This is a genomic window from Rhodococcus sp. GB-02 (genome assembly GCF_053470465.1).
The window spans coordinates 550,793-575,264 of the sequence record NZ_JBPUKE010000002.1 but is presented as its reverse complement, the minus strand read 5'-3'; the positions used below and the strand labels follow the sequence as shown (position 1 = coordinate 575,264).

The window sequence follows — 24,472 nt, the reverse complement described above, 5'->3', positions numbered from 1 at the left end:
TGTCTGACGCGTGACCACCGAAACTCGTGCGCTGGCCAGCGATCTTTCCCTGGCTGTAGTGCGTCTCACCAGGCATCTGCGCGGCCGCAGAGTCGACGCTCAGGTATCGCTGACGCAACTGTCCGCTTTGGCGAGCCTGGATCAGTACGGCCCGATGACTCCTGGCGTACTCGCAGCACGTGAGAAGGTTCAGCCGCCGTCGATGACGCGGGTTGTTGCTTCTCTCGCCGAGCTCGGTTTGGTCGAGCGTTCGCCGCATCCCACTGACGGTCGTCAGATCATCGTCAACCTCTCCGACGCCGGGCAGGCGTTGCTGGCGGACGAGACCCATGCGCGTGAAGTGTGGATGAACGAGCAGCTGGCGGGGTTGGGTGGCGAAGAACTCGCGACGCTGCGCGGGGCTGTCGAGATCATCACAGAGATGGTCAACAAGACGGAGTAGCTCCGCAATGCCATAGGTCGCGTAGCTCCGCTACATAGAGGTCGTTGCCCAAACGAATTACTCGAGGGGCAAGATGGTGTGGTGCCCCGAGATCCCGATTCCGGCATGTTTGCCGCGCTCCACAACCGTAACTACCGCCTTTGGGCTTCCGGACAGATCGTTTCTCTGGTCGGCACGTGGATGCAACGCATCGCCCAGGACTGGCTGGTACTGACGCTCTCGGACGGCAACGCGTTGGCGGTGGGCATCGTCATGGCCTTGCAGTTCGGCCCGACGCTGTTCCTCTCTGTGTGGGGCGGTGTGCTGGCCGATCGGTACGACAAGCGTCGGATCCTGATCTTCACGCAGTGGGCGAGTGCGGTGTGCGCGCTCGTACTGGGTGTGTTGGACGTCGGCGGGCTGGTCGCGTTGTGGCACGTCTTCTTGATTGCCTTTGCACTCGGCTGTGTCTCGGCGCTCGACGCACCGGTGCGTCAGTCGTTCACTATCGAAATGGTAGGCAAGGAGCACCTTTCCAACGCCATCGCGCTCAACTCCATGACATTCAACACGGCCCGCATCGTCGGCCCGGCCATCTCGGGTGTTCTGATCAACCTGATCGGTACCGGGTGGGTGTTCCTGCTCAACGTCGCGACGTTCGGTGGGGTGCTTATCGCGCTCTACCTCATGAACAAGAAGGAGTTGATCCCGTCCGAACCGGCTCCGCGTACCAAGGGGCAGGTGCGCGACGGGTTCCGATATGTGTGGGGCCGCAAGGACCTTCGGGTGATCATGGTGTCCGTCTTCATGGTCTCGACGTTCGGACTGAACTTCGCGATCAGCCTGGCGGTGATGGCGCGTAACACGTTCGGTCTCGAGGCAGACGGCTACGGACTCCTGTCGACGACGCTCGCCGTCGGAACTCTTGCCGGCGCTGCGTATGCCGCAAGGCGCAAGGAAGCGCCGCGACTGCGAACGTTCCTCGGTGCCGCCGTGGCTTTCGGCGTGTTCGAGGTCGCGGTGGGATTGATGCCTACCTACGCGTTGGTGGCGCTGATGTTGATTCCCACGGGCGCACTGACGTTGACGTTCACGACGTCCGCGATGAACATCCTGCAGATGTCGGTCCCCTCCGAGATGCGCGGGCGGGTGATGGGCATCTACATGCTCAGTTTCCTCGGTGGCACACCGCTGGGAAGTCCGCTGCTGGGTTGGCTCGCCGACTCCGTGGACCCACGTGCACCCCTGATCGTGGGCGGAGTGATCTCGCTCGTCTCGGGCACTGTGGCCGGGGTGTACCTGCTACGTAGCGAAGGGCTGAAACTTCGGCTCGCGCGACCGGAAGACGGTGGCAGGCTGCCGGTGTTCGTCCTGCGCCCGGTGATCGTGTGCGATGCGACCGAACAGGCAGTCGAGGCTAGCCGCGCGCCATGACCTTCTCACGCTTGGGAAATGCCGTGTAGCTCAATGCGATTGCTCCCCAGATTCCCAGCACCACAGTCAGCTTGCTGATCCATCCGTCGAGGGCCCCCGTACGGGCGGGGTCGTCGACGAGGAAGATGGCGGCGGCGAGAAGCCCGCACGCGATCGCCCAGGCGATCGCGGCTTTGCCGAACTCGCGCCATTCGCGCAGGGCCCGCGCACTCCCGTACTTGGGCGGTGCCACGGGCGTTGGGCCACCGGCAAATCGGTAGGCGAACCTGGCGTCGGCCCAGGAGATGAGGCTGTGTCCGAACGCAACGGAGAATCCGATGTAGGCCGCGGCAAGCCCATGGGTGAAGTTCGCCTCGCCACCGCCACGAAGATCGAGGGCGGTGGCGACGAGCAGTACGACATCCACCAGGGGAGCGCAGATGAGCAGCGCGGCGCCCAGTGTCTTGCGGCGCAGCAGATAGCGGGCGGTGAGACCGGCGGCGATGAACACCCAGAACATGATTTCGCACGCGATGATCAAGTGGACGATCATGACATCAGCTCATTTCTAGTACGACTGTATTAGTGATGGAAAACTAGCACAGTTGTGTTAGTTTTGTGAAGTGGTGAAACGAAGCAGTCCCGACGAGCGACGAGAAGAGATCGCCGAGGCTGTCTGGCGTGTGATTCGACGCGACGGTGTCGCGAGCGCCAGCGTCCGGGCCGTCGCGGACGAGGCAAAGATGTCGACGGGCTCGCTACGTCACTTCTTCGCCACGCAGTCCGAACTCTTGCTGTTCGCGATGACGCTCGTGACTGTCCGGGTGGAGAAGAGGATTGCCGGCATCGACTTTGACCCCGACATCCGCCGCGCGATCCGTCAGTTCACCGATCAGTTCGTTCCCCTCGACGAAGACCGGCGTGAAGAAATGCAGGTCTGGGAGGCCTTTGCTGCTGCCGCTCAGACCGATCCGGCGTTGACGGCGGTGCGTGACGAGACGGATCGGACTTTGTTCGAACACTTCTTTTCGTTCGTCGAAGCAGTGGACCAAGCGGGATTTCTACGGCCGGGCGCCTCGGTCGAGATCGAGGCGATGAGATTGCATGCGGTGGCTGACGGGCTCGCGTCGCACGGCGTCGACAATCCCGACCGAACCAATCAGGACGTGATCAGCCGGGTGCTCGACGCGCATTTCGCCACACTGCTGCGCTAGATCGGGAGTACTGACGGGAGCTCGCGGTGCGTACGGCACGATAGACCCGTGGTTCACGTCATCGACATCTCAGATCCCGCCGACCCCCGGCTGGATGACTTTCGCGATCTCAACTCCTCGGATCGACGCCCTGACCTGCCGGAGGGCAAGGGGTTGGTGATCGCCGAGGGAGTGTTCGTCACCCAGCGGCTGCTGACCTCGCGGTTCGAGCCGATCAGTCTCCTCGGCGTCGAACGACGGCTCGTGGAGTTGGCTGACGACCTCGATGGGGTGGACGTGCCGTTCTACCGTACGAGCGCCGAAGTGATGGCCGAGGTCGTCGGATTCCACCTGAACCGTGGCGTCCTCGCTGCAGCGGCACGTCCGGCACCGCTCGCGGTCTCGGACGTGTTGAAGGACGCGAAGACGGTAGCGATCCTCGAAGGCGTCAACGATCACGAGAACCTCGGCTCGATGTTCCGTAACGCTGCGGGGCTCGGCGTCGACGCCGTTCTGTTCGGGAAGGGCTGTGCCGACCCGCTGTATCGGCGCTCGGTCCGCGTGTCGATGGGGCACGTGCTGCGAGTGCCCTTCGCGCATGTGGCGAAATGGCCGTACGACCTGGAGGAGCTGCGTGGCAACGGTTTTCAGCTCATCTCCTTGACCCCGAACCCGGAGGCTGTCACTCTGGCCGAAGCGATGACCGGGGAGAAGGTGGCGCTACTCCTGGGCGCCGAGGGGCCAGGACTGACCGAACATGCGATGCGCGCCACCGACATTCGCGCCAAGATACCGATGGCACCAGGCACCGATTCGCTCAACGTCGCGACCGCAGCGGCGATGGCCTTCTACGAACGTGTGAGGACCGGCCAGTGACTCAGGACCGCACTCCCTGGTTCACCGGAATCGCGGTGTCGGTATTCGCCGCGATGCTCTCGACCAGTGCCGTAGCGGCGTTCTGCATCGCGCTGGGCAACGTAAACGTGCTCCTGGCGATTGTCGTCAATCTTATTGCGGTAGGCGGACTTGCGCCGACCGTGTGGCGCTGGCGAGCGATTCCCGTCTGGCGATGGGTGGTCTTCGGGGCAGTTGTCGGCGTGCCGCTCGGGTGGATCGCAGCGATAGCCGCGTGAACGTCTGAGAGGCAGCTCGCCGCTACTTGAACCCGAAGTACCGGGCGAGGCGTCTGCGCGGCTTGGCTGCCGGTGATTCGTGGATCGGCGGCATGTTCTCTTGCATGGTTACCTCGGGCGGTGCCTGCTCGGGTACCGACACGGAAACTGGTGGCGCAGGTTTGGGCGCCTCGCCGGGGCGGTGAATCTTGAAGCCCCACAGGAGAATCTGCGTCGTGTCCAGTTCGTGTTCTCGCGGAGCGCCGGTGTATCGGAATCCCAGCCACTCGAGGTTGGCGGACTCCGCGAACTGTTGCGGGTGGAACGGCAGTGACTGTGGATCGGGCAGGATCCCAGGCGGATAGCGTAGAGGATGATCGCCGGCCCAGAATTCCCGTTCCCAGGTCTGTGGGATCCCCACATTTTCGACGATGTCGATCGGGATGGCACTGAACGAGCGCCGTAGCTCGCCGTCCTCCCACAGTGCAAACGAGCCCTGCGCGGTTTCGGGGACGGAGCTGATCAGCAGCGTCGAACCACCCCAGGCCGAAAGGTGCCAGGACTCAGGCAGTTTCGAGGGGACGAAGGTACTGAGTTCGGCGCTGCACACGACGCTCACCTGGTTGTACGCGCCGATGAAGACGTAACCGGGGCTCACCGTCGCGGCCATCGCCAACGGCTGGGGCCCGAGGGATTCGAACTCCTTGTCCGGGTACAGCGACATGGCGATTTTCAGCGCCTCTGTCTGATCCGGCTGAGGGTACTTGCTCAATTCGGTGCGAGCGTCTGCGCCGCCCAGAAACCAGATCGTCGACACCCGTGCAGCCACCGGCAGCCCTCTCTCCTCAGCCTCGCTCGAAAGAAGAATACTTTCCTTCGGCTCAGCGACCGCTGCTGCGGACCCCGAGAAGAACGTCGTCCCACGAGGGCAGAGCAGGCCTTCCGCGCTTGTCCTTGGTCTGCGTCTGTTGCGGCACGGTTTTCGGCGTCACATCCGGTGCGGGTTCGGGAACCTCTTCGGCGACGACGGTTTCCGGTTCGACGGCAATCGGCTCGGGCGCCACGATCCGTTCCGCCACTACCGTCCGCTCGGGGACTATTGCGGGCTCCGGCTCGATCTCCGCCACAGGTTCGACGTCGAACCTGGACAGTTCGAGCTGTTCCGGCTCGTTCGAGACCACCGGTACCAGGCCGCGGAGCGGGCGACCGAAGTCGGGATCGATCAAGTCGAATGCCGCGTCGTCGAGTGCGACGATCGTTCCGCCGTGCGCGTCGGGCTGGTAGCGCCAGTGTGCGGCGTTGGTGGTGCGACCGGCCTGCCACTGCAACTGGGCGACCCACTGATTGTCCTCGTCACGCCAGGCATCCCAGGTGGCCTCGTCGATGCTGTGGCCGCGGGCGCGGAATGCGTGAGTCACGATTTCGGAGAGGGTCGGAACCGTCGGGCCGTTGTCGCGCACCGGGTGTCCGCCCTGAGCCATCTCCGCGGCGCGAGAACGCTCGAGCAGAACGGGGTACGCAAAGCGCTCGACTTTGCTGATGGGGATCTTCGCTTCTTCGGCGACCTGCTCTACGGAAGCACCGGAACGAATGCGCGCCTGAATTTCGCGGGGACGGAGTTGGCTTTCCATTTCGATCTCAATCTGGCCGAGTCGAGCCACGTCTCCGCGGGAAGCTGCACGAAGTTTGTCATCGGCGGGAAGCCGGAATTTCTGGCCGGTTTCAGCATCTGCGCACACCACATGCGATCCATCGGGTTCAAGTCCGATCACTCGAAGCTCTCGCACATTGACCTCCTTATCGCGCCGGCTCGCGACTTTGCGCCGCGCTCAACTGTAATTCATTCGTGACCATGGACTCGGCAGGACACGCAGGGCGAGATGACCTCGCATCCGCCTGCCGGTGTGGTAGCTCACAAGGTCTTGCGCAAACGACGTCTTGCACAAACGACGTCTTGCGCAAACGACGTCTTGCACAAACGACGCTCGGCCCCCGACACGATGTCGAGGGCCGAGCGGTGAAGCAGTGCGAAAATCAGCCGAGCTGAGAAACGACCCAGTCGATGCTCTTGGTGAGAGCGGTGACGTCATCGGGGTCGATGGCCGGGAACATGCCGACACGCAACTGGTTGCGTCCGAGCTTGCGGTACGGCTCGGTATCGACGATTCCGTTGGCGCGCAGGATCTTTGCGACCTCGGCAGCGTCGACGTCGTCGTTGAAGTCGATGGTGCCGACAACCTGCGAGCGGTGTGCCGGATCAGCGACGAACGGCGTTGCGAACTCGCTGGCTTCGGCCCAGTTGTACAGGCGCGAGGACGAATCCGCGGTGCGAGCGGTGGTCCAGTCGAGGCCGCCGTTGCTGTTCATCCACTCGATCTGGTTGGCGAAGAGCAACAGCGTGGCCAGGGCCGGGGTGTTGTACGTCTGATCCTTGGAGCTGTTGTCCACGGCGATGGGCAGCGAGAGGAAGTCAGGCGTCCAGCGTCCCGAATCCTTGATCTCCGCGACGCGCTCGAGGGCGGCCGGGCTCATCAGCGCGATCCACAGTCCGCCGTCTGCAGCGAAGCACTTCTGCGGAGCGAAGTAGTAGACGTCGGAATCGGCGACGTTGACCGGGAGTCCACCGGCGCCCGAGGTGGCGTCGATGGCGATCAGGGCGTTCTCCGAACCCGCGGGACGCGAGACGGGGATCGACACACCGGTGGAGGTCTCGTTGTGCGCCCAGCCGATGAGATCGACGGACGGGTCCGAGACCGGCACCGGAGCGCTGCCCGGATCGGCGGAAACGACGATCGGGTCACCGATGAACGGGTTGGCCTTTGCGACCGAAGCGAACTTGGAGCTGAATTCGCCGTTGGTCAGGTGCAGCGACTTCTCGCGGATGAGGCCGAATGCAGCCGCATCCCAGAACGCAGTGGTTCCGCCGTTGCCGAGGACGACCTCGTAGCCCTCGGGCAGTGAGAACAGATCGGCGAGGCCGGAACGAATGCTGGCGACAACGTTCTTGACCGGCTTCTGGCGATGGCTGGTGCCGAACACCGAAGCGCCCACCTCGACCAGGGACTGCAGCTGCTCGGGGCGAACCTTGGAAGGACCGCAGCCGAAGCGTCCGTCGGCGGGCTTGAGGTCGGCGGGGATGATCGGTGTGGAGGTCATCGCTTCTTTCTGTTCCTTCACTTGTGTTCTGTACTACCGTGATTGGCGAATTCGAGCGGGTGTCACGCGTGGCTGATCTGGTCCCAGCCCTCGACGGACTCAGGAGTGCGGGGCTCCGGGCCGGTGTAGATGGCGGCCGGGCGTACCAGCTTACCGAGACGCTTCTGCTCGAGGATGTGTGCACACCAACCGGCGGTGCGACCACAGGTGAACATGGCGGGCATCATGTGCGCGGGAACCTCGGCGAAGTCGAGGATGACTGCAGCCCAGAACTCGACGTTGGTCTCGATCGCGCGATCGGGACGACGCTCACGCAGTTCCGTCAGTGCTGCCTGCTCGAGAGCTGCGGCAGCCTCGTAGCGGGGAGCGTTGAGGCGCTTCGCGGTGGCGCGGAGCACGCGTGCACGGGGATCTTCGGCGCGGTAGACGCGGTGCCCGAAGCCCATGAGCTTTTCCTTACGGTCGAGGATTCCCTTGACCAGTGCGCGGGCGTCGCCGGTCTTCTCGGTCTCTTCGATCATCGGAAGAACGCGGGCCGGAGCGCCACCGTGCAGCGGGCCGGACATCGCGCCGATGGCGCCGGAGAGCGAGGCCGCGACGTCGGCGCCGGTGGATGCGATGACGCGGGCGGTGAAGGTGGAGGCGTTCATGCCGTGCTCGGCTGCGGAGACCCAGTACGCGTCGATTGCCTCGACGTGTGCCGGATCGGGCTCACCCTTCCAGCGCACCATGAAGCGCTCGGTGACCGTCTTGGCCTCGTCGATGCGGCTCTGGGGGACTGCGGGCTGGTAGATGCCGCGAGCGGACTGCGCGACGTAGGACAGTGCCATGACGGATGCGCGGGCGAGCTGGTCGCGGGCGGTCTCGTCATCGATGTCGAGGAGCGGCTCGTAGCCCCAGATGGGAGCCAGCATCGCAAGTCCGGCCTGGACGTCGACACGGACGTCGCCGGTGTGAATGGGGAGGGGGAACGGCTCGGCCGGCGGGAGGCCGGGGCCGAAGCGGCCGTCGACGAGAAGGGCCCATACGTTGCCGAAGGTGACCCTCTGGCCGACCAGGTCTTCGATGTCGACTCCGCGGTAGCGCAGTGCGCCGCCGTCTTTGTCGGGTTCTGCGATATCGCTGGTGAAGGCGACGACGCCTTCGAGTCCGCTCACAAAATCGTCCGGTATTGCTGCGCTCGCTGCCATTCTCGTGGACTCTCCTCGTTCGAGTGCGCCAGGTCTACAGTCGCACTGCCTCAGCTTCAGTGACTGCGCCTCGGTGCTCGCAGGGATGAGCACGCACCGTGTTTAGTACTGCGCAATCGTCTCGTCCCGATTCGGTTGCTGTCGCTGGTGCGGCTCGCGGTCCGGGTCGGGTCTAGCCACGGCAAACTTTAGCGCGTGCCGCGTAGCCGTTGGCCAGTGAGTACCCGGGAGTAGCGTTCTCGGCTGTGTCGAATGAACGTCAGGACCCGCAGGCGGTGGACAACGAACTCGCGGCCATGCGTGTGGGCTATCCGCAAGCAGGCAGCGAATCGGAGTCCGTCGAGGACCGCATGAGTGCGGAATTGGATACCTCGGTCGTCGAGACCGGTTGGCTGCCCCTCATGCGTCAATGGCTCGTGGACGCCGTCGAAGCGGACGCGCCGGAACCGAACGCCATGACTCTGTCGACGGTGGACGACCGTGGACACCCGGCGTCGCGCACCGTGCTCTGCAAGGGCCTCAGCGAAGACGGCGTGCTCTTCTTCACCAACTATGGATCCGACAAGGCTCGTCAACTCGACGCCCATCCGTACGCGTCGGCCAACTTCACGTGGCTGACTCTTGCCAGGCAGGTGATCGTTCGCGGCGCCACCGAACGGGTGAGTGCTCAACTGACGCAAGAGTACTGGCGAACCAGGCCTCGTGGATCGCAGCTCGGCGCGTGGGCGTCGTCGCAGTCTCGTCCGATCGGCTCGCGTGCCGATCTCGACGAGCAACTACGTGAGGTTGCTGCTCGATTCGGCGTGGACGGTGAGATTCCGGTGCCACCGAACTGGGGCGGGATTCTGATCCGGCCGGAGTCTGTCGAGTTCTGGCAAGGACGCGCGAACCGCATGCACAATCGAGTTCGCACGAGTCTGGTCGACGGTCAGTGGTCCGCCGTCCGACTCCAGCCGTGAGCAGGCTACTTGCGGACACGACTCCGCTCGAGAATCGCGACTATCGACGACTGTGGACGGCCGGCATCGTCACCGTCATCGGCGCTCAGCTCAGTGTGGTCGCGGTACCGCAGCAGGTGTATCAGATCACCTTGAGCTCGGCCTATGTTGGTCTGACGGGAATTTTTGGCCTGGTACCGCTGATCGTTTTCGGTCTGTGGGGCGGCGCTCTCGCCGACGTCATGGATCGACGACGGCTGTTGATGATCACCTCGATCGGACTCGGTGTCACGTCGGTTCTGTTCTGGATCCAAGCCGCGCTGAACGTGAACAACGTGTGGTTGGTGCTCGGCTTGTTCTCGGTTCAACAGGCGTTCTTTGCCGTCAACCAGCCGACGCGAGCGGCGATCATTCCTCGGCTGATTCCGGGCCGACAGTTACCTGCCGCGAACTCGCTGAACATGACCGTCGTGCAGTTCGGTGCGATAGCCGGCCCGCTGCTGGCCGGCGTTCTGATTCCGAAGGCAGGTCTGCAGCTGCTGTACCTGGTCGACTCGATCTTTCTGCTCGCCACGTTGTGGGCAGTGTGGAAGCTCCCGGCGATTCCGCCGACCGGGACCTCTCGGCGGGCCGGATTGAGCGAGGTGCTGGGCGGCTTCACGTATCTGGCGACGCAGAAGGTTCTGCTCGCATCGTTTGTGGTGGACATCATCGCGATGGTGTTCGGGATGTCGCGAGCACTGTTCCCGGAGATCGCCCACGAATCCTTCGGTGACCCCGCCAGCGGTGGTTTTGCCCTCGGACTGCTGTTCGCGGCGATGTCGGTGGGAGCTGTTCTGGGCGGAGTCTTCTCGGGCTGGTTGCCGCGGGTGCAGTACCAGGGACGCGCCGTGCTGGTCTGCATCGCGCTGTGGGGACTGTCCATGGTCGGCTTCGGCGTTGCCGTGTACTTCGCGAGTCCGGGTTCCAGCGTGATTCTGCTCTGGGTCGCGGTGGCGTTCCTGGCTTTCGGCGGCGCCGTCGACATGGTCTCGGCCGCATTCCGCAGCACGATGCTCCAGCAAGTGGCAACCGACGATATGCGTGGAAGATTGCAGGGCGTCTTCATCGTGGTCGTGGCAGGTGGTCCGCGCATCGGTGACGTACTGCACGGCGGAGCGGCCTTCTTGCTCGGAACCGGTGTCGCGGCGGCCGGCGGCGGCTTCCTGGTGATTGTCGGCGTTGTCCTTTCTGCTCTCGCATTTCCGGCGTTCGTTCGTTACAAGGTGGGACGCGCCGCCTGACGTTCTGGTTAACCGGTCGCTCGTGGTGGAAACTGGTACGTATGACTGCGCCGCACAGCACGGGTAGGGGAGGGTTCGAGATCCGTGGTGGCGGCTATCGAGCCGAGATCGCCGCGGCCGGTGCCGGGTTGCGGCTTCTCGATCACGAAGGACCGAACGGTCAGCGCGCGCTGACCGAGACCTGGGCACTCGGATCGAAGCCACCGCTGTCGGCCGGATTGGTTCTCGCGCCGTGGCCCAACCGAATTCGCGACGGGCACTTCATGTTCGACGGCATCGAGCATCAACTCGAGATCACCGAACCTGCGCTGGGGAACGCGAGCCACGGGTTCGTCCGTCGTCGCAATTGGAGCCTCGTGGACCACACCTACGAGCGCGTCGAACTGTCGGTGGACGTCGGACTGCACAAGGGTTGGCCGTATCCGTTGCAGCTGACGATCGCCTACGCAGTCGGTGCCGACGGGTTGACCGTCACGCATACGGCCACGAACAAGGGTGCGACCTCGTCGCCGTTCGGGCTCGGAATGCACACATTCATTCGCGCCGGCGACTTTCCGCTCGACGAATGTGCGCTGCATCTGGCGGCCGGCACGCGGTTACCGATCGATCCGGCGAGGATGCTGCCGAATGCGTATTCGCAGGCAGTCGCCGGTACGGACTACGACTTCCGGACACCGAGACCGCTCGCCGGAGTTCAGTTGGACACGCCGTACAGCGCGTTGGACGTCGTCGACGGGAGTGGTCGCACTCAGCACGAATTGCTCGCGCCGGACGGAACGGGCACCGCGCTGTGGACCAACCGCGAGTTCCCGTGGGTTCAGGCATTCATCGCAGATCCTGCCAATGACAAGGGATATCCCGACCGTGGACGCGCATTGGCATTGGAACCGATGACATGCCCGCCCGACGCCTTCAACTCGGGCATCGATCTCCTGGTCCTTCAACCGAATCAGTCGTGGACGGGTAGCTGGGGCATCAAGGCTCTGTGATCCGGCTCTCATACCGTGGGATCGTGTAACGCCAAGTAGGCATCAGCCGATAACAATCAGTTTTCAGTACGCGGTGTCAGTGGTACGGAAGGTCCATCGTTCGTCCATATCGTGTGCTCCTGTCGAGACGTGCAGATCAGTGTGGGTGAACGCATGATTCCGTAGACTGGAGTATCGGTCGCGCGAGGGAGAAAATTCAGCCTGTAACGTGTTTCAGTTTCGGCGGGTATGTCGGGTTCGTGAGTACCCGAAAAATAGCCGTGGAGCGACCCTCCTTCGGCACGATCTCGCCCGTGCGACTAGTTTCTAGTTGATCGCATGTAGTTACTCGTTGGTTCGAGCTTGAGAGGGATCCTTCGTGCCCGCTGACAATGACACAAAGCCCACGCTTACTTACCCCGGTGGTGAGTACACGATGTCCATTGCCAGGGCAACTGAGGGCAATGACGGCATCGAGCTGGGAAAGCTGCTGGCCACAACGGGGTACACCACCCTTGACCCCGGTTTTGTGAACACTGCATCCACCAGTTCTGCAATCACCTATATCGACGGCGAGAAGGGGATCCTGCGTTACCGCGGATATCCCATCGAGCAGTTGGCGGGTAAGTCGACGTTCATTGAGGTCAGCTACCTGCTGATCTACGGGGAACTTCCGACCGACGCCCAGCTCGAGTCCTTCACGGACCGCATTCGTCGACACACCCTGCTCCACGAGGACCTCAAGCGGTTCTTCGACGGTTTCCCGCGCAACGCTCACCCGATGCCGGTTCTCTCGTCCGCAGTGAACGCACTGTCGGCGTACTACCAGGATTCGCTCGATCCCGAGGATCCGGAACAGGTGGAACTGTCCACCATCCGTCTTCTCGCGAAGCTGCCGACCATCGCTGCGTACGCGTACAAGAAGTCCGTCGGACAGCCGTTCCTGTACCCGGACAACTCGTTGAACCTGGTCGAGAACTTCATGCGTATGACGTTCGGCTTCCCCGCCGAGCCGTACCAGGGTGATCCCGAGGTCGCCAAGGCACTCGACATGCTGCTGATCCTGCACGCGGACCACGAGCAGAACTGCTCGACGTCGACCGTGCGTATGGTCGGCTCGTCGGACGCCAACCTGTTCACCTCCGTCTCTGCCGGCATCAACGCACTGTGGGGCCCGCTGCACGGCGGCGCGAACCAGGCAGTGCTCGAGATGCTCGACGAGATCAAGGCCAGCGGCAGCACCGCAGCCGAGTTCGTCCGCAAGGTCAAGAACAAGGAAGACGGCGTGAAGCTCATGGGCTTCGGGCACCGCGTCTACCGCAACTACGATCCGCGCGCTGCGCTGGTCCGCGAAACCGCGCACACCATCCTCGCCAAGCTCGGCGGCGACGACGAACTGCTCAACATCGCAATGCAACTCGAAGAAGCCGCCCTCACGGACGACTACTTCATCGAGCGCAAGCTCTACCCGAACGTCGATTTCTACACCGGCCTCATCTACCGCGCGATGGGCTTCCCGCCGCGTATGTTCACGGTGCTGTTCGCCATGGGCCGGCTGCCCGGTTGGATTGCGCACTGGCGTGAAATGCACGAGGATCCGGCTACGAAGATCGGCCGCCCACGCCAGATCTACACCGGCTACACCGAGCGCGACTATCGGGAAATCACCACCCGCTAGCCCCTGCCCACAATTTTCGCCTCAACGAGGAGGACCCATGAGTAGCAAGCCCGTAATCGAGTTCCAGGAAGGCCCCGCGCCGACCGATCTGGTTATCAAGGACCTGGTTGTCGGAGAAGGCGCCGAAGCCGTTCCCGGTGGCACCGTCGACGTTCACTACGTCGGTGTCGAGTTCGAATCCGGCGAAGAGTTCGACTCTTCCTGGAGCCGTGGCGAGTCCATTCAGTTCCCGCTTCGTGGCCTGATCAAGGGCTGGCAGGACGGCATCCCGGGCATGAAGGTCGGCGGACGTCGTCAGCTCACCATTCCGCCGGAGCTGGCATACGGCCCCGCCGGTGCAGGGCACCAGCTTTCCGGCAAGACTTTGGTCTTCGTGATCGATCTGCTGGAAGCCAAGTAATTCACTGTGCGCCTTTGTTAACCCCCCGCGGTTAACAAAGGCGCACAGCAAGCGAGCCCCGCACCATCAGGTGTGGGGCTTTCTTGTGACCCCTACGATCAGGACATCTACTTCTACGACACCTGTGAGATCGCGCCTGACGGAGCAATCCGTAGTCTCAGCGCCGCCACGCCCGTCGAGCCGATCAAAACTGGCATAGCTTGCCTCATCCGATGGGATGAAGTCGCGTACGCTGAGTTCATCGAAGAGCTGTGAAGGAGGCTCACGATGCCCAACGGCAAAGCCAGGACCATGACCGGCCGCCAGTCGTCGAAGGACAACACTTTCGGCTACGCCGCCGACAAGCCTGCCTCCAAAATCGGACCCATCACCGCCGAAGTGAAGGTGCAGGTTGTCGACAGGAATGGCGAGGTCGTCAAGACCGACGCCAACAACTGACTGACCTATTTGCCCCAACTGAGCAGCAAACGCGCCAGGTCTTCGAGACCTGGCGCGTTTCCTATCAACCGAGATTCGATCAGTGGTTCACACGCCGGGAAGAGGATCCACACGCGCGAAGCCATCAATTCTTCTCAGCGACAACGAGACAACCCAGCCAGCCATGCTGACAGGGTTGTCTCGTTCTGCGAATGAACTCAGAGCTAAATTCCGGTCGTGCTCACGATCTGCGACGTGCACACCTTCCAACCGTCCCCGGAATCGAGCAGGGCGAAGAAAGCGACAGCGTCGGCATCGCCGGTAGGGTCGTCGGGGCGGCCGATCGTCACCCGCGCGAACGTGTACGCGTTCATTGCGCTGTCGACCGTGGTGAACTCGAAGTCGTCCAGCCCGATGATGCGGACCTCGTCGTCAGCTCTGTTCGTTGCGAGACCGCCTCGTGACTCCTCCAAGGTTCGGGCCGCGACGTCGCCGCAGCTTCCCTGCGCGACCGCCTCCCAATCACCGGCGTTGTACGCGTTCACGACCGACTGCACAGCAAATTCCACAGGCTGTTCGGCGTCGGCGGAGGTAATCGATCCCGTCCGACTGCCGTCGTCGATGTCCTTCGAGTCATCGAAGAGCCACACCGATGCGAACCCCGCCACCAGTGCGACGGACACACACAGGAGCAGGGTGATCCCTGCACTGATTTTTCGATCGAACAGGCGCACTCTAGTTCTCCTCGTTATCGCTCTCTGCGGAAATCGGGGTCAACTCGTCCCTTGACGACGAGATAGACAATTCTGCCCAACAACACCAGGCTCGATACCAGCATGACGTAGACAATGAAGGTGCTCGATCCGCCAATCAACTGCCAGATCGAATATATGAAAAACAATAATGCAGAGAGCCCCATCAAAATTTCCGACAGATCTAGAATTTTCATCGTTCACCTCCAAAGATGTGTTTTGAAATGATACTTTCACAAATCATAGTAGACGTGCGAACTTTAGGACACCTGAGATATCTATTCGCAACTGTCGTATTTCCAATCTCCGTTCTCCAACGTCCAGAGTCTGGAATATCCTTCGAGGATCGGTACGTCGATCCCGTCGAAGGTGATATCGACAGTGGCTTGACCGGGGGCACGAGTCATGACGCGGTATTCGATCGATCCCTTGCCGGTGTCTTGTCCTTCGAAGAGTTCGGTGATCGCATCGTTGTATTGCTCCTCGTTCAGGGCACGGCGGCAACGCTCCGAACGGTACTGATACGCGCTACGCGTATCACCGCGCAGCAGATCGCTGTACATGCCGTCGACCGCTTGCCCAAGTCTTGCGTCCTGATCGACTACCGGATCGGAATCATCACGCACTGCCGCGATCAGCGCGATGCCGAGAACTACCGCGAGTAGCGCCACTACGGCGCCGATAATTGCAGTCTTCCGGCGGCGGGTTGGGTTCGCCGTTGCCGATGGAAAAGCCTCGTCCACACCTGTTTCCGAGGAGGTTTTCGTGTCACGGGTCATGTCGTTCAACTCCTTTCGCATGTCGTGATCTCAGGTCAGAGGGCGCACGTGGGCCAGGGCTCGCAGGAATGTGGCTTTGCGGTCGGCGGTGGGGTCGATTCGACGGTCGGCGGCGGAGTCTGCGCGGTGGGTTCAGGCTCCTGAGTCTGGGGCTGAGTCTGCGGCGGCGGGGTGTAGGTCTGTTGGGGGGCTTGGGTCTGTTGAGCCTGCTGGGTTTGCTGCGGCGCGGTGGTGGGAGCCGCTTCTCCGCCTTGTCCGCCGGCACCGTCGCCGTTGCCGTTTCCTGCGCCGTTCCCGGCTCCGCCGCCGTCGCCGGTGTCGCCGTCGCCGGTGTCGCCGTTGCCGTTTCCGCCATCGTCCCCGAAAGCCTCATCCAGGAATGGGCCGCAAGTTTTGATGACGCCGCCGATTCCCAAAAGCTCCTGAATAAGAGAGAGGATATCGGGTTGCCCCTTTAATATGTTCCAGATCGAGTACGGGCTGGGATTCCGTTCAATCTTTTCGATAATCTCGTCTATTTGCCATGCGAGATCCGCACGTCGTTTCGCGATCTGAGCAAGAATTTTTGCTATTCGGGCGACTTTCAGAATCGGAACGATGATGTTGAGAATAGACACAGCACACACGGCGCCGTTGAATACGCAGGACCAGGACCAGCAACCGATCATCGATATCTGGCCGCTGTCGCCCATTCGGAACGAGTACGTTCCCGCAACCTGGTTAAGCGCCTCGCGGGATGGATCGATCTTATTCGGTGCGGAAGCGTCTTCCCCGGAGAGCGGATTCGCAGAATCGCGTGGTGTCGTAGGTTCTACCGCTCCGGAGGGGTCGCCCGTAGGCGTCGGAGCCGCAGAACCTTCGGGCGCACGACCGGTCGTCGGAACGACCGGATCGCCAGACGTGGAAACCCCGGGGACCGGGACGATAGGGGTTCCGTTGTACGTCGGCCAATTCGTCGGCGCGTTCGCACCTGCATTGGGCCCGCCGCCCGGGGACTGGGCTGTGGGCAGCCCCTGGGTCGTTGTCGGAGGTGACGACGTCGTTGTCGGAGGGCTACCAGGATCGACGCACACGTAAGGCACCGGCGGCGCAGGTGCCGGCCCAGGATTGCCTGGATGAGAAGCGGCCCAGCTGGCAGCCCACGCACTGTTGTACGCCGAGGTCTCACGAGAGCAACGCTCAGCCGGTGTTTCTGCTTCCGCGACCGTCGGCGACAACCCCGCGACAAGGCCGACGACCACCACAGCGCCGACAAAGGCGGATACAGCAGGCAACCATTTCATCCGATACCCCTGATCACAGATAGCTGAATACTAACTTGTCGGCAGACCGTACCAATCATCCCGATTTTTGCATGGTGGTACCGAGGCTGAAAGGGCCGCGAAATGAGATTCGGGAGAGAAGTCTGAAGCGCAACCATGCTTCTGAGCAGGGCAAAGTTAGGCGGGCTGGCTTGTGGTGCGCGTCACCGTCACGACATGATTACGGATCACCAACTTGTAACTGAAGGTCCGGGGCCGCGCCAGCTAGGAGGCGGCGACCTGCGTCGCTTTGTGACCGAAAGCGACCATTCTGAGCTGGCAGCGCAGTGGGATCGCAGCGCCCCCGAAATCCAGGCATACCGCGAGCGCTACACCATCACCGACATCACCTCGGTGGCCGGCGCGCCCGACCCGAAAACAAAGCCGACGCCGCGCCGAGCACGAACACGATCGAACACGAACAGCAACGCCGCGGACCGCGTCTGTAGACATCGGATCGAACAGACATCCCTGAAGGTGCTGAGATGTTTCTCCAATCATGTTCGTGTTCCTACGTCTTCTGTGAACCTGGCCGAGCCTGTGATGGCGCAAATGTGCCGCCTACCTAACCGAATTTGTAGCCACGCACAATAAATCCCGGCGCCCGCACGTCGTGCTGTCCGGGTATCTGGGGTTCGAGTATCGATCCGGAGTTGTCGTGCTCCTCTACCGCGAGGACTTTCCCTACCTCAGTGCTGCAATCGAGGAGGGCGGCTTCGAGGACGGCAGTCCGGAGGGCGAGGCCGCCGGCGATGATGGTTTCGATTTCAGTTTCTCGCTGGGCCTTCTGCTCGACGGAATCGAGACGTTGGTTCAGTGGTCAGGACACCAGCGCGGTGGCACTGACGTCGTCGATGATCAGGTCGGTGATCAGCCCGCCCCGTAGTGCTCCCTCCAGGGCGGGCAGTTTTGCTGTTCCGGCGACGATACACACGCGTCTGGCGACCTTCTCGAAAAGGTCGAGTCGCGGTCCACTCGCGCGCTCGTTGAGTTCTATGCCGCGATAGCTCCCGTCGGACCGGAAGAACACAGTTGCGATGTCCCCGACCACTCCGTCGCGTCGAAGTGCTTCTGCTTCATCGGGTTCGAGGTATCCGGCAGTGTAGACGTGACTCGGTACGTTGCCACCCGGGACGCCGATGCTGAAGACCGCCAGGTCCATTCGCTTCTGCATGTCCAGTACTCGCTTGATGCTACGTTCGCGCCACAACTGTTCCCGGGTTTCCGGGTAGTCGAAGAATGCAGGGACCGGAAATCCTTGTGGCAGAGCGCCGTAGGCGTCGGCGATGGTTCTGATGATGTCGCTGGCGTAGGAAATTCCCGTGGTGCGGGTATTGGCAGCACCGTTGAGTTGCACGACGTAGGAGTTGTACGTGCGTTTGGGGGCGAGGTGCTTGCTGACTTCACTGAGAGTGGTTCCCCAGGCGATTCCCATCACCATGTCGCTGTCGAAGAACGAGGCCAACAGGCGCCCCGCGAAAGTAGCGACCTTCTCGAGTCGCTCGAGATCCCCCACCAGTTCCGGCACGGTCACTACGTGCGCGCGTACTCCGTACCGTTCCGAGAACTCGCGTTCGATGCGAGGCGCCTGGCCGTGCGGCGTGCTGATCTTGATCTCGACGAGTCCCGAAGTGCGTGCGTAGGTGATCAGCCTGGAGACGGTGGATCTGGAGACTCCCATGTCGCGCCCGATGGCAGCCATCGTCTGATCTTGGAAGTAGTAGAGGCGAGCGGCCTGAACGGCGTCGGCGATTCGTGGGTCCGCCGGGTCGGAGGTTGGGGAGTCGGAAGTGGGAGTTTCCATGGTTTCGTCCTGTCTGCACGTACGTGCAAGAGCACTGAACCGAATCTTATCCGAGTAGGACCAGGCTGAACCGTGCGATCACGCAAAGTCCCTGAAGTGTGTCTGTTACCCGCGTTACGGTGCGTCAATTGGCAATTTGCACATATGTGCATGAGCTATGCGTGAATGTGCAAAGGGCCTTACGCTACGAATGCAGCAGTCCCAACTATGACATGCATCACAACGAAGTGAGGGTGGGGATGGAGAAAGCCAAGCGATTGGGGCTTCTCGGTGAATTGGCGGCCGAGTTCGCGGGAACGATGATCTTGATCTTGTTCGGCGTCGGAGTGGTGGCGCAGGTGGTGTCCGGCGGGAGCGCAGGGGGTCTCGGTGGGCACGACAGCATTGCGTGGGCCTGGGGGCTCGGCGTGATGTTCGGCATCTATGTAGCAGGCCGGGCGACGGGTGCTCATCTCAACCCTGCTGTCACGTTCGCCTTCGCGATCTTCCGGGACTTCTCCTGGCGCAAGGTGCTGCCGTACACGCTGGCGCAGACTGCGGGAGCCTTCGTGGCGGCGTTGATCGTTCGATGGAATTACAACGACATGCTCAACGCCATCGATCCCGGACACACCACGGCCACTCAGACGATCTTCTCGACCATGCCCGGAAACGGAACGCTTCCGGTCAGTCTCGGCTCGGCACTGATCGATCAGATCATCGGTACGGCCATCCTGCTGTTTCTCATCGTTGCCGTGACGGATTCCCGCGGCACTCCGCCGCTTGCGAATCTGGCGCCCTTCGTCGTCGGATTGATCGTGGTGGGAATCGGATTCGCCTGGGCGACCAACGCGGGTTACGCCATCAATCCGGCCCGTGACTTCGGCCCGCGACTGGCGTCGTACCTCACTGGCTACGGCAGTGCGTGGCGGGATCAGTACGGAAGTTTGTACTTTTGGGTGCCCATCGTGGGACCGCTGATCGGCGCTCCGATCGGGGTGTTCCTCTACGACAAGCTGGTTGGACGATTCCTGCCTGACGAATCGGTGGAGCAGGCGGCCGAGGAGCCGGCCACAATACCGGCGTGATGGCGAATCATCATCTCTGACAGTAAATCTTTCGCACTTTCTTCGACACCAAAGGGGTAGCACGATGGCGCAGTTCGTAGCCGCGATAGACCAGGGAACCACCTCCACTCGTTGCATGATCTTCGATCACAGTGGGCACGTGGTTGCCGTCGAACAGCATGAGCACTCGCAGATCTTCCCGCAGGCGGGTTGGGTCGAGCACGATCCGATCGAGATCTGGGACAACGTCCGCAATGTCACGGCGGGCGCCCTGGCCAATGCAGACCTGACCGCAGCCGACATCGCATCCGTCGGAATCACCAATCAGCGTGAGACGGCAGTGGTCTGGGAACGAGCAACCGGAAAGCCCGTTTACAACGCGATCGTCTGGCAGGACACGCGCACTGATCGGATCTGCACGGCGCTTGCGGGCGAAGACGGTCCCAAGAAGTACACCGAGGTCACCGGACTGCCGTTGGCAACGTACTTCTCGGGCCCCAAGGTCAAGTGGATCCTCGACAACGTCGAGGGCGCTCGCGACAAGGCCGAAGCCGGTGAGTTGTGCTTCGGCACGATGGACACCTGGGTGTTGTGGAACATGACCGGCGGCGTCCAAGGCGGAGTGCACGCCACCGATCCGACCAACGCCTCGCGCACCCTGCTGATGGATCTCGACACTCTCGCTTGGGATTCGGCGATCTGTGCCGACATGGGAATTCCGGAGTCCATGCTTCCCGAGATCCGCAGCTCGTCCGAGGTCTTCGGATTCGTCCGTGAACGTGGCACCCTGTCCGGCGTGCCGATCGCCGGAATCCTCGGTGATCAGCAGGCTGCAACCTTCGGCCAGGCCTGCCTCTCGCCCGGAGAAGCGAAGAACACCTACGGAACCGGCAACTTCGTGCTCCTCAACACCGGCACCGAAAAGGTGATGAGCAAGAACGGATTGCTGACAACGGTCTGTTACAAGATCGGCGAGCAGCCCACTGTCTATGCGCTGGAAGGATCGATCGCCGTGACGGGTTCGCTGGTGCAGTGGCTTCGCGACAATCTCGGCATGATCGACAATGCGGCTGACATCGAGGTGAACGCTCGCTCCGTGGAGGACAACGGCGGCGCGTACTTCGTGCCCGCGTTCTCGGGTCTGTTCGCACCGCACTGGCGCGCGGATGCACGCGGCGCGATCGTCGGTCTGACCCGGTTCGTGAACAAGGGGCACCTTGCCCGGGCGGTACTCGAAGCGACTGCGTACCAGAGCCGTGAGGTGATCGAGGCGATGAACCTCGACTCGGGTGTCGACTTGAAGGTGCTCAAGGTCGACGGCGGAATGGTCGCGAACGAACTCCTCATGCAATTCCAGGCCGATCTGCTCGACGTCGAGGTGATCCGCCCTGTCGTTGCGGAGACCACGGCATTGGGTGCCGCATACGCCGCTGGTCTCGCGGTCGGGTACTGGGAGAGCGAGGACGACATTCGCAGCAACTGGGCGAAGGACAAGAGTTGGACGCCGTCGATGGATTCGGCGGAGCGTGACCGGTTGTACGCAGGCTGGCAGAAGGCCGTCACTCGGACGCTGGACTGGGTCGACGCAGACTGATCGCGGCGCCCGCATTTCTACCTATTTTCAAGTGAAGGAACAGTTTTCATGAGCACAGCACAAGCATTGAGTCCGTCCTCGCGGGCGGAGTCGCTGAAGAAGTTGGAAGAAACCGAACTCGACGTCCTGGTCATCGGCGGTGGCGTGGTCGGTGCGGGTAGCGCGCTCGATGCCGCAACCCGCGGTCTGAAGGTGGGCTTGGTGGAGGCTCGCGACTTCGCGTCCGGAACCTCGAGCAGGTCCAGCAAGTTGTTCCACGGTGGACTGCGTTACCTCGAGCAGTTCAATTTTGCGCTCGTGTTCGAGGCGCTGCGTGAGCGGTCGCTGGTTCTGAACTCGCTGTGCCCGCATCTCGCGAAGCCGGTGCCGTTCATCTACCCGCTCGAGAAGTTGATCGACCGGCCGTACGTCGGTCTGGGCATCGGCGTCTACGACGTGATGGGCGCAGGCCGTGGGGTTCCTTCACACCACAAGCATGTGGGCAAGAAGAAGACTCTCGAATCGTTCCCTTCCGGAAAGCGTTCTGCTATCCGGGGTTCGGTCAAGTTCTACGAGGGTCAGGTAGATGACGCCCGCCACACGATGATGCTGGCGCGCACGGCGGCTGAGTACGGCGCCCTGTGCGTCAACAGCACTCGCGTCATCGGTTTTCTCCGTGAGGAGGACCGCGTCGTCGGAGTGAAGGCCGTGGATCTGGAAACGGGTCGCGCCTTCGAGATCCGTGCTCGCCAGGTCATCAACGCGGCCGGCGTGTGGACTGACGAGATTCAGGAAATGGTCGGTGGACGAGGACAATTCCAGGTTCGTGCCTCCAAGGGCGTGCACCTGGTTGTCCCGCGAAACCGGATCAATTCTTCGACCGGGATCATCACGCGGACCGAGAAGAGCCTGCTGTTCGTGATCCCGTGGGGAAGCCACTGGATCATCGGTACGACGGACACCGATTGGAACCTCGACCTCGCGCATCCGGCAGCGAGCCGAAGCGATATCGACTACATCCTCGGACATGTCAACAAGCTCCTTCAGGACGAGTTGACGCACGAGGACGTCGTCGGTGTGTACGCGGGGTTGCGTCCGTTGCTGTTCGGCGAATCGGATTCGACCAGCACTCTCTCGCGTGAGCACGCGGTGTCGAGTCCGGTCCGAGGTTTGACGGTGGTCGCCGGTGGCAAGTACACCACTTACCGCGTGATGGCCAAGGACGCTGTCGATTCCGCGGTGCACGGATTGGAACAGAAGGTGCCGAAGTCCTGCACCGAGCGTATCCAACTGGTGGGTGCCGACGGCTACTTCGCCGCGCACAACAATCGGCATCTCACCGCTGAGCGCACGGGTCTGCACGTTTCGACCATCGAGCACCTACTGGGTCGGTACGGCACTTTGGCTGACGAGTTGTTCGAACTCGTCGAGGCGCGACCGGAACTGGGGCAACCGTTGGACTCTGCTCCCGAGTACCTCAAGGCAGAGATTCACTACGCTGCGAGCCACGAGGGTGCACAGCATCTCGACGACATCCTGACCCGTCGTACTCGAATCTCCATCGAGGTGACCGACCGTGGCGACGCGGCAGCCGCGGAAGTGGCCGAACTGGTTGCGCCCGTGCTTGGTTGGACACCCGAGCACATTGCCGAGGAGATCGAGCACTACCGGTTGCGCGTTGCAGCCGAGCGGGAATCGCAGGAGCAGCCCGATGACTTGACGGCTGATGCGGCGCGCCTCGGTGCACCGGACGTTCGCACCGGAGTTACTGTCGGACAGGTTTGAGTTTGAGACACCAATGATCGGCCGGGACGCTGCGTCCCGGCCGATTTTTTGTGGAGTTGGTCAAGATCAGACGCGACTGCCTCAGCGGCACCTGAATCAACGCTCGAAAGTCAACAGCTGCAACCCTTCGCAACTCCCGGCAACCGTACGCAACTCTTTCTCTTCGTCCGTGACCTAAACGACACTGCATGGCGACGAGTGATCGAGAACGAGGAGTGTGACGGTGGTTCAACGGACGGCGCAGAAGCCGACAACGCCAGGATCGAAAAAGACCGGGGCCAAGCCTCATTCAGGGTTGGGTCGGGAAGCATTGCTGAAGGCGTACGAGAAGATGTCACGTATCCGTGCCTTCGAGGATCGCTTGCACGAAGAGAATGCAACCGGCGACATCCCCGGCTTCATTCACCTCTACTCGGGCCAGGAAGCCATCGCCGTCGGAGTGTGCGAGAACCTCAGCGACGCCGACTACATCGGATCCACACACCGCGGTCACGGGCACTGCATTGCCAAGGGCTGTGACCTCAACGGAATGATGGCGGAGATCTTCGGCAAGGACGACGGCCTGTGTCGCGGCAAGGGTGGTTCGATGCACATCGCCGACCTGTCCGTGGGAATGCTCGGCGCCAACGCGATTGTCGGCGGCGCACCGTCGTTGGCGATCGGTGCAGCACTGAGTGGTAAGACGCTCGGAAACGGAGTCATCGCAGCCTCGTTCACGGGTGACGGTGGATCCAACCAGGGAACCGTCTTCGAGGCGATGAACATGGCTGTGGTGCTGGATCTTCCGATCGTCTTCGTGATCGAGAACAACGGATTCGGGGAAGCCACCGGAACCGACTACGCCGTCGGTGCACCCGACATCGCGGCGCGCGCCGCATCCTTCGGCATGCCTGCCGTCAAGGTGGACGGCACCGACTTCTTCGCGGTCTACGACGCAATGGCGGAAGCATCCGAGCGTGCCAGGACCGGCGGTGGACCCACCACGATCGAGGCGGCGGCATTCCGTTGGCACGGCCACTTCGAGGGCGACGCGCAGCTGTACCGCACAGCGGAACAGGTTGCGCAACTGCGGGAAACCAAAGATCCGCTCAAGAACTTCCGTAGCAGTGTCGACGCGAAGAAGGTCAGCGCCGCTGATCTGGACGCGGTGGACGAGCAGTCGCGAGTGTTGGTGGACGAGGCGGTCGCGAAGGCGCGCGCCGCGGCGTATCCGCCCGTCGAGAATCTGCTGACCGATGTCTACGTGTCGTACTGAGGAGCCCG

Annotated in this window: 26 protein-coding genes; 17 read left to right on the top strand and 9 right to left on the bottom strand. The window is 62.2% G+C overall.

The annotated features are described in order from the left end of the window. Positions 1-10 precede the first annotated feature (10 nt). Both ACSW29_RS15805 and ACSW29_RS15800 read left to right on the top strand, forming a co-directional pair. Positions 11-442: a MarR family winged helix-turn-helix transcriptional regulator gene (locus tag ACSW29_RS15805; RefSeq protein WP_230814521.1), complete on the top strand. Its 432-nt coding sequence runs from the start codon at positions 11-13 to the stop codon at positions 440-442. Positions 443-547: 105 nt separating this feature from the next. Further along, on the top strand, positions 548-1,855 hold the full coding sequence (locus ACSW29_RS15800) for an MFS transporter (RefSeq protein WP_230814745.1): 1,308 nt from the start codon (positions 548-550) through the stop codon (positions 1,853-1,855). On the opposite strand, the gene ACSW29_RS15795 is transcribed toward ACSW29_RS15800, so the two are convergent. Then, positions 1,839-2,387: a hypothetical protein gene (locus ACSW29_RS15795; protein WP_448277665.1), complete on the bottom strand. Its 549-nt coding sequence runs from the start codon at positions 2,385-2,387 to the stop codon at positions 1,839-1,841. The genes ACSW29_RS15800 and ACSW29_RS15795 overlap by 17 nt on opposite strands. Positions 2,388-2,457: 70 nt before the next feature. Between ACSW29_RS15795 and ACSW29_RS15790 the strand changes: the two genes are divergently transcribed. From ACSW29_RS15790 to ACSW29_RS15780, 3 genes are read left to right on the top strand one after another with little or no spacing between them, the layout of a single operon-like run. After that, positions 2,458-3,048 carry a TetR/AcrR family transcriptional regulator gene (locus ACSW29_RS15790; protein WP_448277664.1) on the top strand — a complete coding sequence of 197 codons (591 nt, stop codon included), beginning with the start codon at positions 2,458-2,460 and terminating at the stop codon, positions 3,046-3,048. Positions 3,049-3,096: 48 nt separating this feature from the next. Next, positions 3,097-3,903, top strand: coding sequence for a TrmH family RNA methyltransferase (locus ACSW29_RS15785; protein ID WP_230814518.1), 807 nt, complete (start codon positions 3,097-3,099; stop codon positions 3,901-3,903). Continuing rightward, entirely contained in the window at positions 3,900-4,160 is a 261-nt protein-coding gene (locus ACSW29_RS15780) for a DUF2537 domain-containing protein (protein WP_230814517.1), read from the top strand. Before ACSW29_RS15785 ends, ACSW29_RS15780 begins: the two co-directional genes overlap by 4 nt. A 22-nt stretch (positions 4,161-4,182) precedes the next feature. Here the strand turns inward: ACSW29_RS15780 and ACSW29_RS15775 are convergent, their stop codons facing one another. The 4 genes from ACSW29_RS15775 to ACSW29_RS15760 all read right to left on the bottom strand — a co-directional run bounded on the left by ACSW29_RS15775 (position 4,183) and on the right by ACSW29_RS15760 (position 8,485). After that, on the bottom strand, positions 4,183-4,968 hold the full coding sequence (locus ACSW29_RS15775; RefSeq protein WP_448277663.1) for a DUF6928 family protein: 786 nt from the start codon (positions 4,966-4,968) through the stop codon (positions 4,183-4,185). Between the two features lie 52 nt (positions 4,969-5,020). Next, on the bottom strand, positions 5,021-5,926 hold the full coding sequence (sepH, locus tag ACSW29_RS15770) for a septation protein SepH (RefSeq protein ID WP_448277662.1): 906 nt from the start codon (positions 5,924-5,926) through the stop codon (positions 5,021-5,023). A gap of 247 nt (positions 5,927-6,173) precedes the next feature. After that, a complete protein-coding gene (serC, locus tag ACSW29_RS15765) occupies positions 6,174-7,295 on the bottom strand; it encodes a phosphoserine transaminase (protein ID WP_007733484.1) in 1,122 nt (373 codons plus the stop codon). Between the two features lie 62 nt (positions 7,296-7,357). Beyond that, positions 7,358-8,485, bottom strand: coding sequence for a citrate synthase 2 (locus ACSW29_RS15760; protein WP_448277661.1), 1,128 nt, complete (start codon positions 8,483-8,485; stop codon positions 7,358-7,360). A 245-nt stretch (positions 8,486-8,730) separates the two neighbouring features. Here ACSW29_RS15760 and pdxH point away from each other — a divergent pair, with 245 nt between their 5' ends. The 6 genes from pdxH (at position 8,731) to ACSW29_RS15730 (ending at position 14,190) form a co-directional block, all read left to right on the top strand. Beyond that, positions 8,731-9,444: a pyridoxamine 5'-phosphate oxidase gene (gene pdxH, locus ACSW29_RS15755; RefSeq protein WP_448277660.1), complete on the top strand. Its 714-nt coding sequence runs from the start codon at positions 8,731-8,733 to the stop codon at positions 9,442-9,444. Then, a complete protein-coding gene (locus ACSW29_RS15750) occupies positions 9,441-10,706 on the top strand; it encodes an MFS transporter (protein ID WP_317828746.1) in 1,266 nt (421 codons plus the stop codon). The genes pdxH and ACSW29_RS15750 overlap by 4 nt, the downstream gene beginning before the upstream one ends. Before the next feature lie 41 nt (positions 10,707-10,747). Further along, the gene (locus tag ACSW29_RS15745; RefSeq protein ID WP_317828747.1) at positions 10,748-11,695 is read left to right on the top strand and encodes an aldose 1-epimerase family protein; all 948 of its coding nucleotides are present in this window, start codon (positions 10,748-10,750) and stop codon (positions 11,693-11,695) included. Between the two features lie 358 nt (positions 11,696-12,053). Beyond that, on the top strand, positions 12,054-13,352 hold the full coding sequence (locus ACSW29_RS15740) for a citrate synthase (protein WP_230814510.1): 1,299 nt from the start codon (positions 12,054-12,056) through the stop codon (positions 13,350-13,352). 37 nt (positions 13,353-13,389) lie between these two features. Beyond that, the gene (locus ACSW29_RS15735; protein ID WP_019744913.1) at positions 13,390-13,752 is read left to right on the top strand and encodes an FKBP-type peptidyl-prolyl cis-trans isomerase; all 363 of its coding nucleotides are present in this window, start codon (positions 13,390-13,392) and stop codon (positions 13,750-13,752) included. 267 nt (positions 13,753-14,019) lie between these two features. After that, positions 14,020-14,190 carry a hypothetical protein gene (locus tag ACSW29_RS15730; protein WP_448277659.1) on the top strand — a complete coding sequence of 57 codons (171 nt, stop codon included), beginning with the start codon at positions 14,020-14,022 and terminating at the stop codon, positions 14,188-14,190. A 203-nt stretch (positions 14,191-14,393) separates the two neighbouring features. On the opposite strand, the gene ACSW29_RS15725 is transcribed toward ACSW29_RS15730, so the two are convergent. The 3 genes from ACSW29_RS15725 to ACSW29_RS15715 all read right to left on the bottom strand — a co-directional run bounded on the left by ACSW29_RS15725 (position 14,394) and on the right by ACSW29_RS15715 (position 16,392). After that, positions 14,394-14,903, bottom strand: coding sequence for a hypothetical protein (locus ACSW29_RS15725; RefSeq protein ID WP_448277658.1), 510 nt, complete (start codon positions 14,901-14,903; stop codon positions 14,394-14,396). 296 nt (positions 14,904-15,199) lie between these two features. Next, positions 15,200-15,700, bottom strand: a complete 501-nt coding sequence (locus ACSW29_RS15720; RefSeq protein ID WP_448277657.1) for a hypothetical protein — start codon at positions 15,698-15,700, stop codon at positions 15,200-15,202. 35 nt (positions 15,701-15,735) lie between these two features. Then, positions 15,736-16,392, bottom strand: a complete 657-nt coding sequence (locus tag ACSW29_RS15715; protein WP_448277656.1) for a hypothetical protein — start codon at positions 16,390-16,392, stop codon at positions 15,736-15,738. Between the two features lie 786 nt (positions 16,393-17,178). On the opposite strand from ACSW29_RS15715, the gene ACSW29_RS15710 reads away from it, so the two are divergent. Next, positions 17,179-17,595 (top strand): hypothetical protein, encoded by a 417-nt coding sequence (locus ACSW29_RS15710; protein ID WP_448277655.1) that lies wholly within the window; start codon positions 17,179-17,181, stop codon positions 17,593-17,595. A gap of 19 nt (positions 17,596-17,614) precedes the next feature. Continuing rightward, the gene (locus tag ACSW29_RS15705; protein ID WP_448277654.1) at positions 17,615-17,887 is read left to right on the top strand and encodes a hypothetical protein; all 273 of its coding nucleotides are present in this window, start codon (positions 17,615-17,617) and stop codon (positions 17,885-17,887) included. Here the strand turns inward: ACSW29_RS15705 and ACSW29_RS15700 are convergent. Further along, positions 17,822-18,805 (bottom strand): sugar-binding transcriptional regulator, encoded by a 984-nt coding sequence (locus ACSW29_RS15700; RefSeq protein ID WP_317828753.1) that lies wholly within the window; start codon positions 18,803-18,805, stop codon positions 17,822-17,824. The genes ACSW29_RS15705 and ACSW29_RS15700 overlap by 66 nt on opposite strands. Positions 18,806-19,044: 239 nt before the next feature. Between ACSW29_RS15700 and ACSW29_RS15695 the strand changes: the two genes are divergently transcribed. From ACSW29_RS15695 to ACSW29_RS15680, 4 genes are all read left to right on the top strand, one after another. Further along, positions 19,045-19,872 (top strand): MIP/aquaporin family protein, encoded by an 828-nt coding sequence (locus tag ACSW29_RS15695; protein WP_230814743.1) that lies wholly within the window; start codon positions 19,045-19,047, stop codon positions 19,870-19,872. Positions 19,873-19,936: 64 nt separating this feature from the next. Then, positions 19,937-21,445, top strand: a complete 1,509-nt coding sequence (gene glpK / locus ACSW29_RS15690) for a glycerol kinase GlpK (protein WP_230814506.1) — start codon at positions 19,937-19,939, stop codon at positions 21,443-21,445. A 48-nt stretch (positions 21,446-21,493) separates the two neighbouring features. After that, the gene (locus tag ACSW29_RS15685) at positions 21,494-23,209 is read left to right on the top strand and encodes a glycerol-3-phosphate dehydrogenase/oxidase (protein WP_047270936.1); all 1,716 of its coding nucleotides are present in this window, start codon (positions 21,494-21,496) and stop codon (positions 23,207-23,209) included. A 331-nt stretch (positions 23,210-23,540) separates the two neighbouring features. Next, positions 23,541-24,464: a thiamine pyrophosphate-dependent dehydrogenase E1 component subunit alpha gene (locus ACSW29_RS15680; RefSeq protein WP_317828793.1), complete on the top strand. Its 924-nt coding sequence runs from the start codon at positions 23,541-23,543 to the stop codon at positions 24,462-24,464. Positions 24,465-24,472: the final 8 nt, after the last annotated feature.

Coding starts and splice junctions, on each gene's coding strand:
- ACSW29_RS15800 (WP_230814745.1), top strand. CDS start 548: ATGTTTGCCGCGCTCCACAACCGTAACTACCGCCTTTGGGCTTCCGGA.
- ACSW29_RS15795 (WP_448277665.1), bottom strand. CDS start 2,387: ATGATCGTCCACTTGATCATCGCGTGCGAAATCATGTTCTGGGTGTTC.
- serC (WP_007733484.1), bottom strand. CDS start 7,295: ATGACCTCCACACCGATCATCCCCGCCGACCTCAAGCCCGCCGACGGA.
- ACSW29_RS15760 (WP_448277661.1), bottom strand. CDS start 8,485: ATGGCAGCGAGCGCAGCAATACCGGACGATTTTGTGAGCGGACTCGAA.
- ACSW29_RS15745 (WP_317828747.1), top strand. CDS start 10,748: ATGACTGCGCCGCACAGCACGGGTAGGGGAGGGTTCGAGATCCGTGGT.
- ACSW29_RS15735 (WP_019744913.1), top strand. CDS start 13,390: ATGAGTAGCAAGCCCGTAATCGAGTTCCAGGAAGGCCCCGCGCCGACC.
- ACSW29_RS15730 (WP_448277659.1), top strand. CDS start 14,020: ATGCCCAACGGCAAAGCCAGGACCATGACCGGCCGCCAGTCGTCGAAG.
- ACSW29_RS15720 (WP_448277657.1), bottom strand. CDS start 15,700: ATGACCCGTGACACGAAAACCTCCTCGGAAACAGGTGTGGACGAGGCT.
- ACSW29_RS15715 (WP_448277656.1), bottom strand. CDS start 16,392: ATGGGCGACAGCGGCCAGATATCGATGATCGGTTGCTGGTCCTGGTCC.
- ACSW29_RS15710 (WP_448277655.1), top strand. CDS start 17,179: ATGATTACGGATCACCAACTTGTAACTGAAGGTCCGGGGCCGCGCCAG.
- ACSW29_RS15700 (WP_317828753.1), bottom strand. CDS start 18,805: ATGGAAACTCCCACTTCCGACTCCCCAACCTCCGACCCGGCGGACCCA.
- ACSW29_RS15695 (WP_230814743.1), top strand. CDS start 19,045: ATGGAGAAAGCCAAGCGATTGGGGCTTCTCGGTGAATTGGCGGCCGAG.
- glpK (WP_230814506.1), top strand. CDS start 19,937: ATGGCGCAGTTCGTAGCCGCGATAGACCAGGGAACCACCTCCACTCGT.
- ACSW29_RS15685 (WP_047270936.1), top strand. CDS start 21,494: ATGAGCACAGCACAAGCATTGAGTCCGTCCTCGCGGGCGGAGTCGCTG.
- ACSW29_RS15680 (WP_317828793.1), top strand. CDS start 23,541: ATGTCACGTATCCGTGCCTTCGAGGATCGCTTGCACGAAGAGAATGCA.